The sequence below is a fragment of the Curtobacterium sp. UNCCL20 genome (assembly GCF_900101675.1).
GTDB lineage: Bacteria > Actinomycetota > Actinomycetes > Actinomycetales > Microbacteriaceae > Curtobacterium.
This window is the reverse complement of sequence record NZ_FNKG01000002.1, coordinates 581,958-597,793: the sequence shown is the minus strand read 5'-3', so window position 1 is coordinate 597,793 and position 15,836 is coordinate 581,958. Positions and strand designations below refer to the sequence as shown.

Annotated in this window: 11 protein-coding genes; 2 read left to right on the top strand and 9 right to left on the bottom strand. The window is 72.0% G+C overall.

Annotation, left to right across the window (positions count from 1 at the left end; genetic code table 11):
- Positions 1-103 precede the first annotated feature (103 nt).
- Positions 104-748 (top strand): hypothetical protein, encoded by a 645-nt coding sequence (locus BLT36_RS12195; RefSeq protein ID WP_092095450.1) that lies wholly within the window; start codon positions 104-106, stop codon positions 746-748.
- A 96-nt stretch (positions 749-844) separates the two neighbouring features.
- Here the strand turns inward: BLT36_RS12195 and BLT36_RS12190 are convergent, their stop codons facing one another.
- Both BLT36_RS12190 and BLT36_RS12185 read right to left on the bottom strand, forming a co-directional pair.
- Positions 845-2,806 (bottom strand): helicase HerA-like domain-containing protein, encoded by a 1,962-nt coding sequence (locus tag BLT36_RS12190; RefSeq protein WP_092095448.1) that lies wholly within the window; start codon positions 2,804-2,806, stop codon positions 845-847.
- A gap of 43 nt (positions 2,807-2,849) precedes the next feature.
- Positions 2,850-4,106 carry a multidrug effflux MFS transporter gene (locus BLT36_RS12185; RefSeq protein WP_092095447.1) on the bottom strand — a complete coding sequence of 419 codons (1,257 nt, stop codon included), beginning with the start codon at positions 4,104-4,106 and terminating at the stop codon, positions 2,850-2,852.
- Positions 4,107-4,340: 234 nt separating this feature from the next.
- On the opposite strand from BLT36_RS12185, the gene BLT36_RS12180 reads away from it, so the two are divergent.
- Positions 4,341-4,922: a TetR/AcrR family transcriptional regulator gene (locus BLT36_RS12180; RefSeq protein ID WP_092095445.1), complete on the top strand. Its 582-nt coding sequence runs from the start codon at positions 4,341-4,343 to the stop codon at positions 4,920-4,922.
- Positions 4,923-4,947: 25 nt separating this feature from the next.
- Here the strand turns inward: BLT36_RS12180 and BLT36_RS12175 are convergent, their stop codons facing one another.
- From BLT36_RS12175 to BLT36_RS12145, 7 genes are all read right to left on the bottom strand, one after another.
- Positions 4,948-6,963, bottom strand: coding sequence for a S53 family peptidase (locus BLT36_RS12175; protein WP_254787601.1), 2,016 nt, complete (start codon positions 6,961-6,963; stop codon positions 4,948-4,950).
- Positions 6,964-7,260: 297 nt separating this feature from the next.
- Positions 7,261-7,830 (bottom strand): type 1 periplasmic-binding domain-containing protein, encoded by a 570-nt coding sequence (locus BLT36_RS12170; protein ID WP_092095443.1) that lies wholly within the window; start codon positions 7,828-7,830, stop codon positions 7,261-7,263.
- Positions 7,831-7,895: 65 nt separating this feature from the next.
- Positions 7,896-9,287 (bottom strand): MFS transporter, encoded by a 1,392-nt coding sequence (locus tag BLT36_RS12165; RefSeq protein ID WP_092095441.1) that lies wholly within the window; start codon positions 9,285-9,287, stop codon positions 7,896-7,898.
- 109 nt (positions 9,288-9,396) lie between these two features.
- Positions 9,397-10,542 carry a cystathionine gamma-synthase gene (locus BLT36_RS12160; RefSeq protein ID WP_092095440.1) on the bottom strand — a complete coding sequence of 382 codons (1,146 nt, stop codon included), beginning with the start codon at positions 10,540-10,542 and terminating at the stop codon, positions 9,397-9,399.
- A gap of 79 nt (positions 10,543-10,621) precedes the next feature.
- Positions 10,622-11,986 (bottom strand): cystathionine beta-synthase, encoded by a 1,365-nt coding sequence (locus BLT36_RS12155; protein WP_092095439.1) that lies wholly within the window; start codon positions 11,984-11,986, stop codon positions 10,622-10,624.
- A 10-nt stretch (positions 11,987-11,996) separates the two neighbouring features.
- Entirely contained in the window at positions 11,997-13,430 is a 1,434-nt protein-coding gene (locus tag BLT36_RS12150) for a mechanosensitive ion channel domain-containing protein (RefSeq protein WP_175529626.1), read from the bottom strand.
- Positions 13,427-15,616: an adenylate/guanylate cyclase domain-containing protein gene (locus BLT36_RS12145; protein ID WP_092095435.1), complete on the bottom strand. Its 2,190-nt coding sequence runs from the start codon at positions 15,614-15,616 to the stop codon at positions 13,427-13,429. The genes BLT36_RS12150 and BLT36_RS12145 overlap by 4 nt, the downstream gene beginning before the upstream one ends.
- Positions 15,617-15,836: the final 220 nt, after the last annotated feature.

Below are 15,836 nucleotides of genomic sequence, written 5' to 3'. Positions count from 1 at the left end.
ACGACCCCGGGACGGGTCGGACACGGTGCACGGAGCGGCAGGGGCGTCGCTCCCCGGGTGGGCGATCAGCGCTGCCCGGGCACCCGAAGGACGAGGAGTCCACGTGGGGGACCTGACGGCACCGACGGCTGCACAGCCGCGGGCGAACGCGTACGACGTGGTCCTCCGACCGCGGCGCTCGCTCGTGCGGTCGACGATCCTCAGCGTCGTGTTCTCGGCCGTCCCGCTCGCCGTCGCCCTCGTCTGGGTCTCGCTCCCCCTGCGCCTCTGGACCTTCGTCGCCACCGTCGTCATCGTCACCGCGATCGTCGTCGGCATCGTCTTCGTCCGTCTGGCGACCGCCTTCATCGGCATCGACCCGGCCGGGGTCACGGTCCGCGGAGTCGTCACCCAGAACCGTCGGATCGCTCGCGACCGGGTGCACAGCCTGGTCCTCGCGACCACCTACGGCAGCACGGTCGAGCGGACGACCCGCGAGCTCGTGGCGCTCGACGCCGCCGGGGCGCACCTGTTCCGACTCCGGGCCGATGTCTGGGGCGACCACGGAATCGACGAGGTCGTCGAGGCCCTCGGCGTGCAGGTCACGGACGAGGCCCGCCCGGTGTCCCTCCGCGACTTCGTGCGGCGCTACCCCGCGAGCCGGGCCTGGTACGAGCAGCGTGCCGCGTACATCACCGTCGGCGCGCTCGCGGTCGTCGCGGTGGCCGGACTGCTCGTCGTCGAGACCGCCGGCATCATCGGCTCCTGACGGCCCAGGGCCGACGGTTCAGCGACAGAGCGCCGACGGCCGAACTCCATCGACCGAACTCCACCGGCCGAGCTGCGCCGGCCGAGCTGCACCGATTCAGCGCCGCCGCCGCAGCGTCGAGAAGATCCCCTGCACGACCTCCTTGGCGATCGTCCCGCCGAGCCCCGACCCGAGCAGGTCCGACAGCGGGTCGCCCGCCTTCCGTGACGTCGTCGTCCGCGACGGCGACCGCTTCGACCGCCGGGCCTCCGCCGCACGTTCGGCCCGTTCGAACTCGCGCTGGGTCCGCTCGTACTCCTTCTGCGCCGCAGCCCGCTCGCGTGCCTCCTGCTTCTCGGCGGCTGCGGCCTCCTTCGCCGCGGCGGCCGCGGTCCGCGCGGCTTCCTGCTCGGCCTCGGCAGCGGCGAGCGCCGCGTCCTTCGCGGCGTCGGCAGCGGCGGCCTCGGCGGCTGCGGCCTCCATCCGGCGCGCGAGCATCTCGTAGGCCGAGTCCGGGTCGAGCCGGGTCCCGTAGGTGGCCAGGAGCGGTGACGCCTGCACGCGCGCCTGCATCTCGGCCGCGGGCATCGGGTCCATCGACCCCTCGGGCGCGCGGAGCCGGGTCCAGGCGACGGGCGTCGGCGCACCCTTCTCGTTCATCACGGTGACGATCGCTTCACCGGTGGCGAGGGACGTGAGGACCTCGCCGAGGTCGTAGTCGCTCGTCGGGTAGGTGGACACCGTCGCCCGCAGGGCCTTCGCATCGTCCGGGGTGTGCGCACGGAGCTGGTGCTGGATCCGGGAGCCGAGCTGTGCGAGCACGTCGTTGGGGACGTCCTTCGGGGTCTGGGTGACGAAGAAGATGCCGACGCCCTTCGAGCGGATGAGCCGCACGGTCCGGACGATCTGCTCGGTGAAGTCCTTCGAGGCGCCAGAGAAGAGCAGGTGGGCCTCGTCGAAGAAGAACACGAGCTTCGGCTTGTCCTGGTCGCCGACCTCGGGCAGCTCGTTGAAGAGGTCCGCGAGCAGCCACATCAGGAACGTCGAGAACACCTCGGGCTGGTCCTGCACGCCGGGCACCTCGAGCAGGCTGACGATCCCACGGCCGTCGGCGGCGGTGCGGAGGAACACCTGGGTGTCGATCTCGGGCTCACCGAAGAACTGGTCGGCACCGGCGTCGGCGAAGGTGATGAGTTCGCGGAGGATGACCCCGGCGGTCTGCTTCGACAGGCCGCCGAGTTCGGCGAGCTCCCCCTTGCCGGCGTCGCTCACGAGGAACGTCAGGACGCTCCGCAGGTCGGACAGGTCGACGAGCGGCAGACCGGCACCCTCGGCGTAGTGGAAGACCAGGCCGAGCGAGGACTCCTGCGTGTCGTTCAGCCCGAGCACCTTCGACAGCAGCAGCGGCCCGAACCCGGAGACGGTGGCGCGGATCGGCACACCGGTCCCCTGCCCGCCGAGTGAGTACAGCTCGGCCTGGCTGGCGACGGCCTGCCACTGCTGGCCGATGCCGGCGGTGCGGGCGAGGAGTTTGTCGTTCGCCTGCCCGGCGACGGCGAGCCCGGACAGGTCGCCCTTGATGTCGGCGGCGAAGACGGGGACCCCGTTCGCGGCGATCTGCTCGGCGAGGACCTGCAGCGTGCGGGTCTTGCCGGTCCCGGTCGCGCCGGCGACGAGGCCGTGCCGGTTGAGCATGCCGAGCGGGATGCGGACCTGCACGTCGGGCATCGCGTCGCCGTTGACGAGGGCGCCGAGTTCGAGGGCGGCACCCTCGACGGTGTAGCCGTCGCGGATGGTCGCGACCGCCTCGGCGCCGAGTGGTCCGCCTGGAGGCACGGTGCCGGTTCCCGACGCCGCCTCGGCGTCGGGGGTGGCCGCGTCCACCGCCGCGGGCACCGCGGCAGGTGCCGGAACGGCCTCCGCCGCCGGTTCGGCCGGTGGTTCCGGCACGGCGGCCTGCAGGGCCGCCGCGAGTTCATCGGCGCGCGCCGCGGCCTCGTCGGCGAGCCGTCGTGCCTCGTCCGCGGCGGCCCTGGCCGCCTCCGCTGCCGCTCGGGCCTGGTCCACCGCGTCGCTCATGCGCTCAGCATATGGACGACGGGCGCGCGGTGGAACGAATCCGTCAGTGGGTCAGCTCGGGAACCGTCCGGGGCCGGACGACGGCCCAGAGGATCACGATCGCCACGGTCGAGGTGCAGGCCATCACGGCGGCCATCGGGGTGGCGGTGGTGATGCCGATCCAGCCGACGATCGGCGAGATGAGCCCGGCGACGCCGAAGTTCAGAGCACCGAGCAGGGATGCCGCCGTCCCCGCTTCCTTGCCGTGGGCCGCGAGACCGATCACCTGGACGAGCGGGAACGAGAACCCGCACGCGGCGATGAAGAACCAGAGCGGGATGAGCACGCCGACGAGTCCGGCACCGAGCTGGTCGAGCACCATGATCGCGACCGCCGCCGTGAACAGCGTCGCCGTCGAGCACGCCAGGATCCACTGCGGTCCGACGCGCTGCGCCAACCGTGACGACACCTGCACGCCGATGACGACGCCGACCGAGTTCACCGCGAAGAGCAGGCCGTACTGCTGCGCGTCGAGCCCGTAGAGCCCCTGGAACAGGAACGGTGACGCGCTGAGGTACGAGAAGAGCCCGCTGAAGACCATCGCTCCGATGAGCGCGACCCCGACGAAGATCCGGTCCGAGAAGAGCGCCTTGTACCGCTGACCGATGGTCGAGTGGCCGGACTCGTGCCGACGGGCCGGCGGCAGCGTCTCGACGATGAGCAGGACGGACGCGAGGACCACGGCCGCGCCGTAGCAGGCGAGGAAGACGAACACCCCGTGCCAGCTGACGAACCGGAGCATCTGCGAGCCGATCAGCGGCGCGAGGATCGGCGCGAGCCCGTTGACCATCGCCAACCGGGACAGCATCCGCACGAGCGGCTTGCCACCGAAGAGGTCGCGCACGGTCGCCATCGCGACGACGCCACCGGCCGACGCTCCCATGCCCTGCAGGACGCGGAACAGCGCGAGGACCTCGACGTTCGGCGCCAGTGCCGCGCCGACCGAGGCGGCGACGTGCACCGAGGTCGCGATGATGAGGGGCAGGCGACGACCGACCTTGTCGCTCCACGGACCGACGAGCAGCTGGCCGACCGCGAAGCCGAGCGTGGTGGCCGTCAGGGTGAGCTGGACCGCCCCGTCGGTGATGCCGAACTGGTCCTTGATCGACGGGAACGCGGGCAGGTAGAGGTCGATCGTGAACGGCCCGAGCGCGGTGAGTGCGCCCAGGACGAAGACGTAGACGAGTCGCTGCCTGCGGGAGAGCGAGTCTCCGGGGTGCAGGACGACCCGGAGCGAACCGGTGGTGGCGGGCGCGGTCACGAGCAGGAGTCCTTCGACGGTGAGGGTGTGGTGAGGAGGTGATCGCGGCCGCAATCGAATCGAATCGATTCGCCCGCGGAACCATCCTACGGGTCGTGTGAGCGCTCCCGATGACCCGGCTGTGGGATTCCAGCGTGTTTCCGCGTCCCGGGGACCGTCGGAGCGCGGGGCATGCGATAGCGTCGGACTGCTCGGCAGGCCGGGCGGAACCGGATCAGGAATGGGGTGGGGGTCATGGTGGATGCCCGGATCCTGCACACGACGGCGGCGCTCCGCGAAGCGATCCTGCGTCTGGCAGCCGACCGCCCCGTCTCCGAGATCACCGTGGCCGACGTCACCCGGGCCGCCGGCATCAACCGCGCGACGTTCTACTCGCACGCGGTCTCCCCCGGCTCGCTGCTCGCCGACGTCCTCACTCCCGAGCTCGACCGCATCCGCGAAGACGACGCCGACGCCCGCCGCGCCGCGGCCGACCGCGGCGCCGGTGCCGGTGAGCTCGCGGCCATCACCCGACGGGGCATCAACGCCGTCGTCGAGCACGTGGTCGCCCACCGTGACATCTACTCGAAGGCGCTGCCCGACCCGAACGACGCCTCGCTGCACCGTCTCCTCGTGGAGCACTTCACGGTGTCCAGCGCGCAGCACATCCACTCCCTCGACGGCGAGCACCGGCCAGAACTCCTCGACGACGTCGCCGCGGGGTTCGTGGCGCAGGGGTTCGTCGGGGCGATCGAGGCGTGGCTGGCGGGCTCCCGTCGCTCCCGGAAGGCCCTCGTGGACACGATCGTCCTGTCGTTCCCGTCCTGGTGGAACTGACGGAACCGACAGGACGGTCGCGTCCCTAGCGGCGCGCCACCTGCGTCATCCCGGTGAAGGACACCGCGCCGAGACCGGTCACGTCGTCGTACCCCCTGGCGGTGGTGAGCGACGTGTCACGGTCGAGCGTGACGAGGTAGTCCTTGCCGGACGTCGCACTGGTGTAGGCCAGGGCGATCGGCGACGACGGCGGTCGGACGTCGCTGAAGGCCGACGGCGCCGCACGGTACGTCGCGTACAGCGTCGGGTTGGCGAACCCGAGGCGCGTGTGCGTCGACTGCTGCACCAGGGCCGACAGCGCCGCGGTCAGCGGCGACGCGAGCGAGGTGCCGCCGTACGTCTCGTTGACGAAGTCGCCCGTCGCGAGGGTCGTGTCGTCCGTGATCGGACGGATGCCGATCGAGAACCCGGTGTAGGGATCCGCGAGCGCCGCCAGGTCCGGCGAGACGCGCTGGCCACCGGCGAGGGACGCCGGGACGACGCCCTTCTGGTACGCGGGCTGGGCGAAGAGCGTGCTCCGACCACCGCCGGCACCGCCGCCGACCAGGCCACCGGGCAGCGGCGTCGAGTACACGTTGCCGCGGTCGCTGCTGACGATCTGGTCGAGCACGTCGCCCCACCCGGTCTCGAACGTCTTGCGGCCGTTCTTGCCGATGCCGAGACTCGTGCCGCCGACCGCGGTCACCCACGGGCTGGACGCCGGGAAGTCCGGCTGCGCACTGCCGAGGGAGGCCGACTCGTCGCCGTTGTCTCCGCTCGAGAAGTACAGGCCGATGCCCTCGCCGGCCGCCTGGATGTGCAGGTTCTCCTGGCCGCGGATGCTCGACAGCGGGACGTTCTCGCCGACGTCGCCGTAGCTGTTGCTGACGAGGTTCGCGAGTCCCTGGTCGAGGACCTTCGACATCGCGACGTCGAGGCCGCCGCCGCAGTTCGTGCCGCCGACGTAGAAGATCTTCGCGGCCGGCGCCACGGCGTGCACGGACTGCACGTCGAGCGTCTCCTCACCCTGCCACCCGCTCGGCTGCTGGCAGAGCACCTGGTCGGTGAACTCGGACGGCGACGGGATGCGCTGCTGGAACGTGGCGCTCGTCAGGGCCGGCTCGCCGTTCTGTGCCGAGTAGCTGTTCGTGTCGTGCACGATCGACGGCGAGGCGTACGCGTCGATGATCGCGACCGTCTGCCCCTGCCCCTGGACGCCCTTCGCGGCCAGGCCGTCGACGCCGTACGCCGACCGGATCTGCTTCGGGACGTAGCCGCACGCGAACGTGTGGACGCTGGTCTTCCCGTAGGCCGCCGGCACCGTCGCGGTGTTCTGGCCGTCGTACTGCGAGCACTTCGCCTGGATACCGGTCGCGCCGGTCGCCTGCTGCTTCAGGGAGCGGGCCGGGGTGGACGTGGCCGGGGTCTCGCCCTGCTGGACGAGCTCGGGGTGGGTGAGCAGGCGGCCCTGGTCGACGCTGACCCCGCTGACGAGGCCGGCGATCGACGCGGGGAGGCTCGGCGCGCTCGACGGCGCGACGAGGGTCCGGCCCGCGTGCTGGTACTCGTGCAGCGAGACGCCGAGGACCGAGTTCACGACCGAGGCGGCGCCCCGGAACACGACGAACTCGTGACTCGCCGGCACGGCGGTGATGGTCAGGCCCTGGGCTCGCAGGTACCCGGTGACCTGGTCGGCGTCGGCCTTCGTCGGCGCGAAGCGCTTGATCCAGGCGGCCGGGCTGAGCGGCTTCCGGTACTGGGCGGTGCCGGGCGTGGAGACCGCGGTCGCGAGCGCCTCGGCGCCGCGCTGGTCCTGGAGCGGCAGGTACACCTCGCCCTCGACGTCGGTCGAGGCGGCGACGGTGCCGGCGTCGTTCGCCGAGGTCGCCCACGCCGGGGTCGAGTCGGGCAGGGTGTGGCGGGTGGCCGCGTCGGCCGGGCCGGCGGCGAAGAGCACCGCGCCGATGGTGCACGCGGCGGTGGTGAGGGCGATCGCGGTGGTGCGGGTGGTGGTGCTGCGGGACGGGGTGGTCCGACCTGGGGTCGGTGGGCGTCGATGCACTTCGGGTCCTCTCGGCGGGAAGCCCGTCACTGGTCGGGGTCGCTGACGCGGTCTCGTTCCCAGCGCTTTCGTGGGCTGCGGTGAGGCGACTGTAATGAGCACGGGGATCGCGCGGACAGTCGGTCGTTCCACCGACGAACGATGTCACCCGTTCGGGGGCCGATGCTGTTCCTCCGCTCAGCAGTCGGCACCCGTGGTTGCTGGGATCGGCCCGGCACTGCTGGGTGGCTGCTCTGAACCGGCCGGTCGGTCTTGCGGGCGGCGCGCCGGGGGTGCGGGTCGGCCGCTGGTCGCCGGTCAGCCCTTCGCGGGCTTCTCGCCGCGCTGCAGGGACTCGACGACGGACACCGAGCGGCCGACGAGCGCGGCGTCCGAGTCGGTCCCCTGCACCCGGTAGTCCGACGAGACCCCGTCGCCACCGGTGCCGGTCGCGGGCAGCGGGTCGCCAAGCGCGACGACCACCACGCCGGCGTCGTGCGCGGTCTGGATCTCGCCGGTCAGGGCGGACGGGTCGGCGGCCTCGACCAGGAGCACCTTCGCCCCGGACCGCACGAGCGCGCGGACCGCGGCCCGCTGGTCCCCCGCGGGGTCGGCGGCACCCGCGACGCGGACGTCCGGTCGGAAGCCCGCCGAGGTCAGGTCCTGCCGGAACCGGTCCGGCAGCGCGACGTCTCCCGACGTGGGACCCGGTGTCGCGGCGGCTGCGAGGAGCACCACGCCGACGACGGCGTGCTGGTCGAACCCGCCGTCCGAGCTCGTCAGGTCCGAGCTCTCCACCGGGGTCGGCGCCACCGACGTCGTGCCCTGGCACCCGGCCAGCACGAGCATCGAGCACGCCGCCACGACGGCGGCCACGGAGCGCAGCACGACGGTTCCTCCCGGGTTCGATCGGACTGCCACGGTACCCGGTCGTCGGCCCACTCGGCCGCGCCTCACGCGGAGGAGGCGGCCGACGTCGCGGGCGCCGGCACCGGTCCGAGCCGACGGACCGCGGCGACCGCCAGAGCGGCGATCAGCGTCATCCCGGCGAACACGAGCGGGAACGACACCGCCGCGTCCGCCCCGCCCGTCCCGATGAAGAGCAGACCGGTGACGGCGAGGCCGATGACACTGCCCGAGGCGTCGGCGATCGTGAGGGCCGAGCTCGCGAACCCGTCGTCGCCCTCGCCCGAGAACCGGAGCGTCAGCATCGAGGTCCGCGGGTAGATCGCACCCATGCCCGCACCGCCGACGAACCAGCCGACGACGAGCAGCCACCACGGCAGCCCGAACGTCGCGACGGCGAGGGCGGTGAGGAGACTGACGAGCACGAGGGCCAGCCCGGCGCCGAAGGTCCGCGCCGCGGTGAGTGTCTCCTCGCCCAGCCGTCCGTGCACCCAGCTCGCCCCGGCCCAGCTGAGCGCCGCCACGGTCAGGGCGAGCCCGGCAGCCGAGGCGGACAGGCCGTCCTTCGCCTGCAGCAGGAAGGGGACGTAGGCCTCGCTCCCGAAGAACGACGCGGCGACGAGCCCACGCAGCAGGATCACGGACGGCAACCCCGGGGCGGCGCGGAAGGTCCCGGCGGGCAGCAGCGGGCGGAGTGCGAACCAGGTCCCGACCAGGCCGACGACGACCGCCGCCACCCGAGCCCAGACACCGAGGTCCGGCGCGATGTTGAGCAGCAGGATCGCCACGGCGGCGCCGACCGACCAGCCGATCCGCGCGCGCTGCCACGGCGGTCGGAGCCCGAAGGCCGGCGGGTGCAGCCGACTGAGCGTGGGGACGAGCAGGCTGAACGCGCCGACCGCGATGACGAGCGCCCCGGCGAACACCCAGTGCCAGTTCCACACGTCGGTGACGATGCCCGCGAGCGCCGGACCGATCAGTGCCGGCACCACCCAGGCGGCGGCGAACCCGGCGAACACGGGGCCGTGCAGCTCCGCCGGGAAGATGCGGGCGACGAGTACGTACAGGACGACGTCGATGGCCCCCGCGCCGAAGCCCTCGACGAGGCGTCCGGCGAGGAACACCTCCATCGTCGGGGCGAGCATGACCACCGCGGTCCCCACTGCGAACATGCCGGCCGACACCCATGCCACGATGCGTCCACCCGCGCGATCGGTCCAGTTGCCCGCGAGCACCATGCCCGGCACCCCGGCAGCGAGCGGCGCGGCGAAGGCCAGGGCGTAGAGGGTCTCACCGTCGAGGTCGCGGCTGATCTCCGGCATGACCGTCGTCATCGCCAGGTTCTGGAACGCGGCGACGGCGACGATCGCGACCATGCCGACGGTGGCGAGGGCGTACGGTCCGCTGAACAGACTGGTCCTCGTCGCGGCGGTGCTCACCGGATCATCGTAGGGCCAGCCGGTGACGGACCGGAGGCGCGTGGCGGCGCTGCCACGCGCCTCCAGGCCGTCGACCGGTGAGCGCCTGCGCGCGTGACCGGTCAGCTGCTCAGCGCGCGAGCGCCTGCTGCAGGTCCGCGACCAGGTCGCCCGCGTCCTCGATGCCGACCGACAGCCGCACCACGTTCTCCGGCACGGCGAGCTCGGTGCCCTTCACGGACGCGTGGGTCATCTCGGTCGGGTACCCGATGAGGGACTCCACCCCGCCGAGGGACTCGGCGAGCGCGAACAGCTCCGTCGACTCCGCGAAGCGCCGAGCGGCCTCCGGGCCGCCGGACAGCGCGACCGAGAGCATCCCGCCGAACCCGCGCATCTGGCGGGCGGCGACGTCGTGTCCCGGGTGGTCGGCGAGGCCCGGGTAGTAGACCCGCTCGACGCCGGGGGCCGCGACGAGCGCCTCGGCCACGGCCTGGGCGTTCTGCGAGTGCCGCTCCATCCGGACCGCGAGCGTCTTGATCCCCCGGGTGGTGAGGAACGCGTCGAACGGCGACGAGATCGCACCGGCACCGAACTGCAGGAACTGGACCTTCGCGGCGAGCTCCTCGTCGGCGAGCACCACGGCACCGCCCACGACGTCGGAGTGTCCGCCGAGGTACTTCGTCGTGGAGTACACGACGACGTCGGCGCCGAGGGCCAGGGGCTGCTGCAGGTACGGCGACGCGAACGTGTTGTCCACGACGACCAGCGCGCCGGACTCGTGGCCGAGTGCCGCGAGCGCGGCGATGTCGGCGATCTTCATGAGCGGGTTCGTGGGCGTCTCGACCCACAGCACGGTCGGCGTGGGCGCACCCTCGAGGGCGGCACGCACCTGGTCGAGCTCGCTCATGTCGACGACGACGAGCTCGACGCCCCACGGCACGTGCAGCCGGCTCACCAGACGGTGGGTGCCGCCGTACACGTCGTTGCCCATCACCACGCGTGCGCCCGGGGTGAGCGCAGCGCGGAGCAGGGCGTCCTCGGCGGCGAGGCCGGAGGCGAACGAGTACGCCGCGGCTCCTCCGTCGAGGTCGGCGAGGAGCGTCTGCAGCGAGTCGCGCGTCGGGTTGCCGGCGCGGGAGTACTCGTACCCGTTCCGCATCCCGCCGATGCCGTCCTGCACGTAGGTGGACGTCAGGTGGACGGGCGGGATGACGGCCCCGGTGGGGCCGTCGGGTTCCTGGCCGGCGTGGATCGCGCGGGTGCTGAACTCGGTCATGGCTGGGCTCCTGGTCGGGTCGGACGGGAGGCGCGGATCACGTCGGGCACGCACGTCGCGTCGTGCCCGCGGTCGCGCGTCACTCGGAGAGGTAGGTGAGCAGGTCGTGTCGCGTCAGGACGGTGACGGGCTTGCCGTCCTCGACCACGAGGAGCGCGTCGACGGACTCGAACGCGCGACGGGCGGCGGACACCGACTCACCGACGCCGATGAGCGGCAGCGGGGCTCCGACGGCTCCGGACACGGCGTCCGACATCTTCGCGGCGCCGGTGAAGACCTGCTCGAGCAGCGCTTTCTCCTCGACGGCACCGACGACCTCGCCGATGACGACCGGCGGTTCGGCACTGAGGACGGGCATCTGCGAGACGCCGTACTTGGACATGATGTCGACGACGTCGCGGACGGTGTCGGCCGGGTGCGCGTGCACGAGGTCGGGCAGCCGGCCGTCCTTGCCTGCGATGAGCGAGCCGACCGTGCGCTCGTCGTCGGTCTCGGCGAAGCCGTAGGAGCGCATCCAGCGGTCGTTGAAGATCTTCCCGAGGTAGCCGCGGCCACCGTCCGGCAGCAGCACCACGACGACGTCGTCCTCGGTGAGGTCGCGGGCTGCGCGCAGGGCGGCGACGACGGCCATGCCGCTCGAGCCGCCCACGAGGAGGCCCTCCTCGCGCGCGAGCCGACGGGTCATCGCGAACGAGTCGGCGTCCGACACGGCGATGATCTCGTCCGGCACCCCAGCGTCGTACGCGTCCGGCCAGAAGTCCTCACCGACGCCCTCGACCAGGTACGGCCGGCCGGTGCCGCCGGAGTAGACGGAGCCCTCGGGGTCGGCGCCGACGATGCGGACACCGCCCTCGGACGCCTCCTTGAGGAAGCGGCCGGTCCCGGAGATGGTGCCGCCGGTGCCGACGCCCGCGACGAAGTGGGTGATGCGACCCTCGGTGTCGCGCCAGATCTCCGGACCCGTGGTCTCGTAGTGGCTGCGCGGACCGTTCGGGTTCGCGTACTGGTTCGGCTTGTAGGCGCCCGGGATCTCACGGACCAGCCGGTCGGACACCGAGTAGTACGACTCCGGGTGCTCCGGCGGGACCGCGGTCGGCGTGACGACGATCTCCGCGCCGTACGCCGTCAGGACGTTGCGCTTGTCCTCGCCGACCTTGTCGGGCAGGACGAAGACGCAGCGGTAGCCACGCTGCTGGGCGACGAGTGCCAGACCGACGCCGGTGTTGCCGGAGGTCGGCTCGACGATCGTGCCGCCGGGCCGCAGCTCGCCCGAGGCCTCGGCCGCGTCGATGATCCGGGTCGCGATCCGGTCCTTCGACGAACCGCCGGGATTGAGGTACTCCACCTTGACCAGGACGGTCGCCCGGACCCCCTCGGTCACCCGGTTCAGCTTGACGAGCGGGGTGTCCCCGACGAGGTCGACGACGGAGTTCGCGTAACGCACGGGGACGATCCTAGGCGGCGGACACCGACTTGTGCTGGGACTCGACGTGCGCGGACACCGCCGCGGAGACCTCCTGCCGCCGCCGGTCGATCACGTCGCCCATGTCGCGGGCGAGGGCCGGTGTCCCGCGCACGATCTGGTCGAGCGCGGTGGCGGGGACGACCAGCACCGCCACCTCGGTGAGTGCGACGGCGGAGGTGAGGAGCGCCTCCCGGGTGAGCGCCGTCTGCCCCACGTAGTCGCCGGCCTCGACCCGCGTCGTGGGCAGCTCCACGTCCTCGAACGGGACCCGCAGGTCGACGCTGCCGCTCAGGACGAACCGGACCGCGTCCGGCACCGTCCCGGCGGTCAACACCACCTCTCCCGCCGCGTACCGCTCGAGCCGGGTGACCGGTGCGAGGGCGCTCGCGTCGTCACCGGTCAGGTACAGCGTCGCGGCGATCCCGCCGACCGCGTCGTCGCGGCGCTCGTCGGTGACGAAGTCGTCCGTGGTGTCGCCGTCCAGCCCGAGGCCCTCGCGCCGGGCGGCGTACCAGAGCCACATCCGGAACTGTGCGAGCGCATCCGCCTCCTGCGACGGGCCGCGCACCTCGAACGACACCGTGTAGTCGGCGCCGCCCGTCGGGACGGCCACCGCCTGCGTGCCGGGGTACCGCTGCGGCAGGCCGGACGCGACCCGCTGCAGCAGCGCGACCACGGCCGCCGGAGGGTCGTCCGTCGTGAACGTGACGTCCGTCGTGACCGGGAACGTGCCTCCCGTCCGGCTGAGGTTCGTGAACGACGCTCCCGCGAGCGAGGAGTTCGGCGTGATGAGGATCCCCGAGCCCGTGTCGATGTGCACGGACCGCCAGTTCACCTCGACCACCCGGCCACGCACGCCGCCGGTGTCCAGCCAGTCCCCCAGCCGGAACGGCTGCTCGAAGAGCAGGAACAGCCCCGCGATGACCGGGCCGACGGCGGACTGCAGCGCGAGACCGATGACGAGCGAGCCGACACCGAGCGCCGTGAAGATCCCCCCGACGTCAGCGCCCCAGACGATCTTGAACACCAGCGCCAGTCCGAGCGCGATGAGCACGATCCGGGCGATGTCCACGAAGATCGACGGGATCTTCTCGCGCCAGGTCCCCTTCCGCGCGTTCGTGAACAGCACGATGTTCAGGCCGTTCAGCACGAACACGATCACGAGGAACCCGAGCACCGTGCCGATGACCTGGTTCACGACGGGCTTGCCGGGGTCCACCGCGTCGGTGACCTGCACGGACAGGATGAGGATCGCGATGATCGGCACCACCGCGTTCCGGAGCAGCCCGACCACCTTGTGCAGCGAGTTGCCGCGGCGCTCGAGGTTCGACTGCAGCTCGGTCAGGACGAGGAGCAGCACCGGCAGGCCGACGATGACGCTGAGCGCCGGCCAGAACCACGGCTGCGCCCAGAAGTCGGTCACGATGCCGCCCCAGGGTTCCGCTCGAGCTTCCAGATCCGCTGCGGCCCGGCCTGGGTCTGCACCTCGCCGACGTCCTGCAGCCCCCCGCGGTCGCCGAGCTTGTCGACCACCCGCTGCGTCGCGTAGACGCCCGGTGCCGGGGCGATGCCCTGCACTCGGTAGGCGAGGCTCACCGCGTCGCCCCACATGTCGTAGACGATGCTCGACCGGCCGACCAGACCGCTCGTGACCTGACCGGCGTCGATGCCGGCACGGAGTCCGATCTTCGCCCCGTGCTGGGCGTTGAACCGCTCGAGCACGCCCTGCGCCTCGTCCGCCCAGTCGACGACCCGCCGGACGTTGTCCACGCGCGGCACGCTCAGGCCGCAGCTCGCCAGGTAGCCACTGCGGGTGGTGCGGACCCGCTCGATGCCGTGGCGCCCCGCGGCCTCGTCGAGGGAACGCCACACGTCGTTGACGAGCGACAGCGACTCCTCGGCCGTCAGGTCGGCGGCGAACTCGTCGAAGCCGATGATGTCCGCGTAGACGACGGCGACGTCCTGGTGGTCGGACGCGATCGTCTCGTCGCCCTGCTTGTAGCGGCGGGCGACCTCCTCGGGCATCAGGGTGAGCAGCAGGGTGTCGTTCTGCCGACGCTGCTCGTCGAGCAGGTCCTGCTTCACCTGCAGGCTCCGGCTCATGTCGTTGAACGCCAGACCCAGGTCACCGATCTCGTCGCCGCCCTTCGTCTTCACCTCGACACCGAGATCACCCGAGCTCACCCGGTTCACGGCGGTCTGCAGGCGCCGGACGGGCCGGACGAACACCTGCGCCAGCAGCAGCGACAGCAGGCTGACCAGCACGATGATGCCGACCAGGGCGAGCGCGATGTTCCGCGCGAAGTCGTTCACCGGTGCGAACGCCTCGGAGGTGTCCATCTGGGCCACCACGACCCACCGCAGACCGTCGACCTCGAGCGGGGCGTACGCCGACAGGACCTCCTTGCCGCGGTGGTCGGTGGAGATCATCGTGCCGGTCTTCCCCTGCAGCGCCCGCGTCACCGGGGCGGTGTTCACCTCCTGCAGCAGCACCGAGCCCTTGACCGCGACCTCCCGCTTCGCCGTCGCGGGCGCCGTCCCCGCGGAGACCACGTCCCGCTCGTACTGCTTCGGGTGCTCCATGAGCTGGCGGGGGTACGAGCGCATCAGGTGGTCGGCGCCGACGAGGTACGACTCCCCCGTGTCACCGAGCCCGTCGTCCTTCCACTGCGAATTCCCGGTCATCACCTGGTTGACGAGGGCGATCGGCACCTGCACCGCCATCACCCCGAGGACCTTGCCGTCCTCGCTCACCGGCGACATCACCCAGAGCGTCGGCACGTTCAGGCTCGGCACGTACCGCGCGAAGTCCGTCACGACGACGTCGTCGGCGCTCGTCAGCTGCAGCGCCTCCTCGTACCCGCTCGCGAGGTTCGAGTCGCGGTAGGGACCGTCGTCGAGGTTCGTCCCGAGGTCCGCTCCGGAGTACGCCGAGTAGACGACGTTGCCGTTCGTGTCCATGAGGAGCAGGTCGTCGTAGCCGACGGCCTCCACCGCCTGCTGGAAGTACGGCTGGTACTCCGCGTGCGCCTTCGACCAGGCACTGCCGTCGCCGGCAGCGTCCTGCTCGATCGCCTTGTCGTAGTCGGTGAACGGTGCCGTGTAGCGGGCCTGCAGGTACGCCTGCGGGTCCTGGGTCGGGGTGAACTGCTCCGGGTTCGCGGTGCCGCCGCTGCGCTCGTCGAGCTGTGGCACGAAGGAGTCCCGGTACCAGGCCTCCACCTTGTCGTGGTCGGCGGCGGCCACCGGGCGCGACTGCAGGTCGTCCCAACCGGACGTGAAGTCCTTCGTCGCCCCGATCACGCTGGCGTTCCGGGTCTGCGCGACGACCGTCTGGGTGAACTGGCGGAACGAGCGCTTCAGCTCGGTCGTCCGCGACTCCCGCAGCGAGGTCACCTGGTTGAACGCCGCCTGCTGCAGGGAGTCCTTGCCGTTGACGTACCCGACCGCACCGACGACGAGCGCCGCGAGGATGCTCACCGCCAGCAGCATCACGAGCAGCTTCGACTGGATGTCGAGGGTGCCGCTCGTGAGGAAGGCGCGGAACTTCCCACGCTTCCGCGGGGCCTCCTCGACGACGCGTGGTCCGCCGGAGTCGGCGGCTCCCATCGGCGGGATCGGATCGGGTGTCGGTGGGACAGCTGTCACGTCGGACTCCGCTCAGGGGCACGGTGCGCTCACGCGCTCTCCGGACAATCGGTACCACGTGCGGGACGGTCCTGTCCGCTTCCGCCGGACCCCTGTCCGCTTGCGCACTGCGCGCGCCGGGCCCCCGTCCGCGTGCGCACCGCGTGCGGGCTCGTGTCCGCTCGCGCCGCTCGCGCCGCTT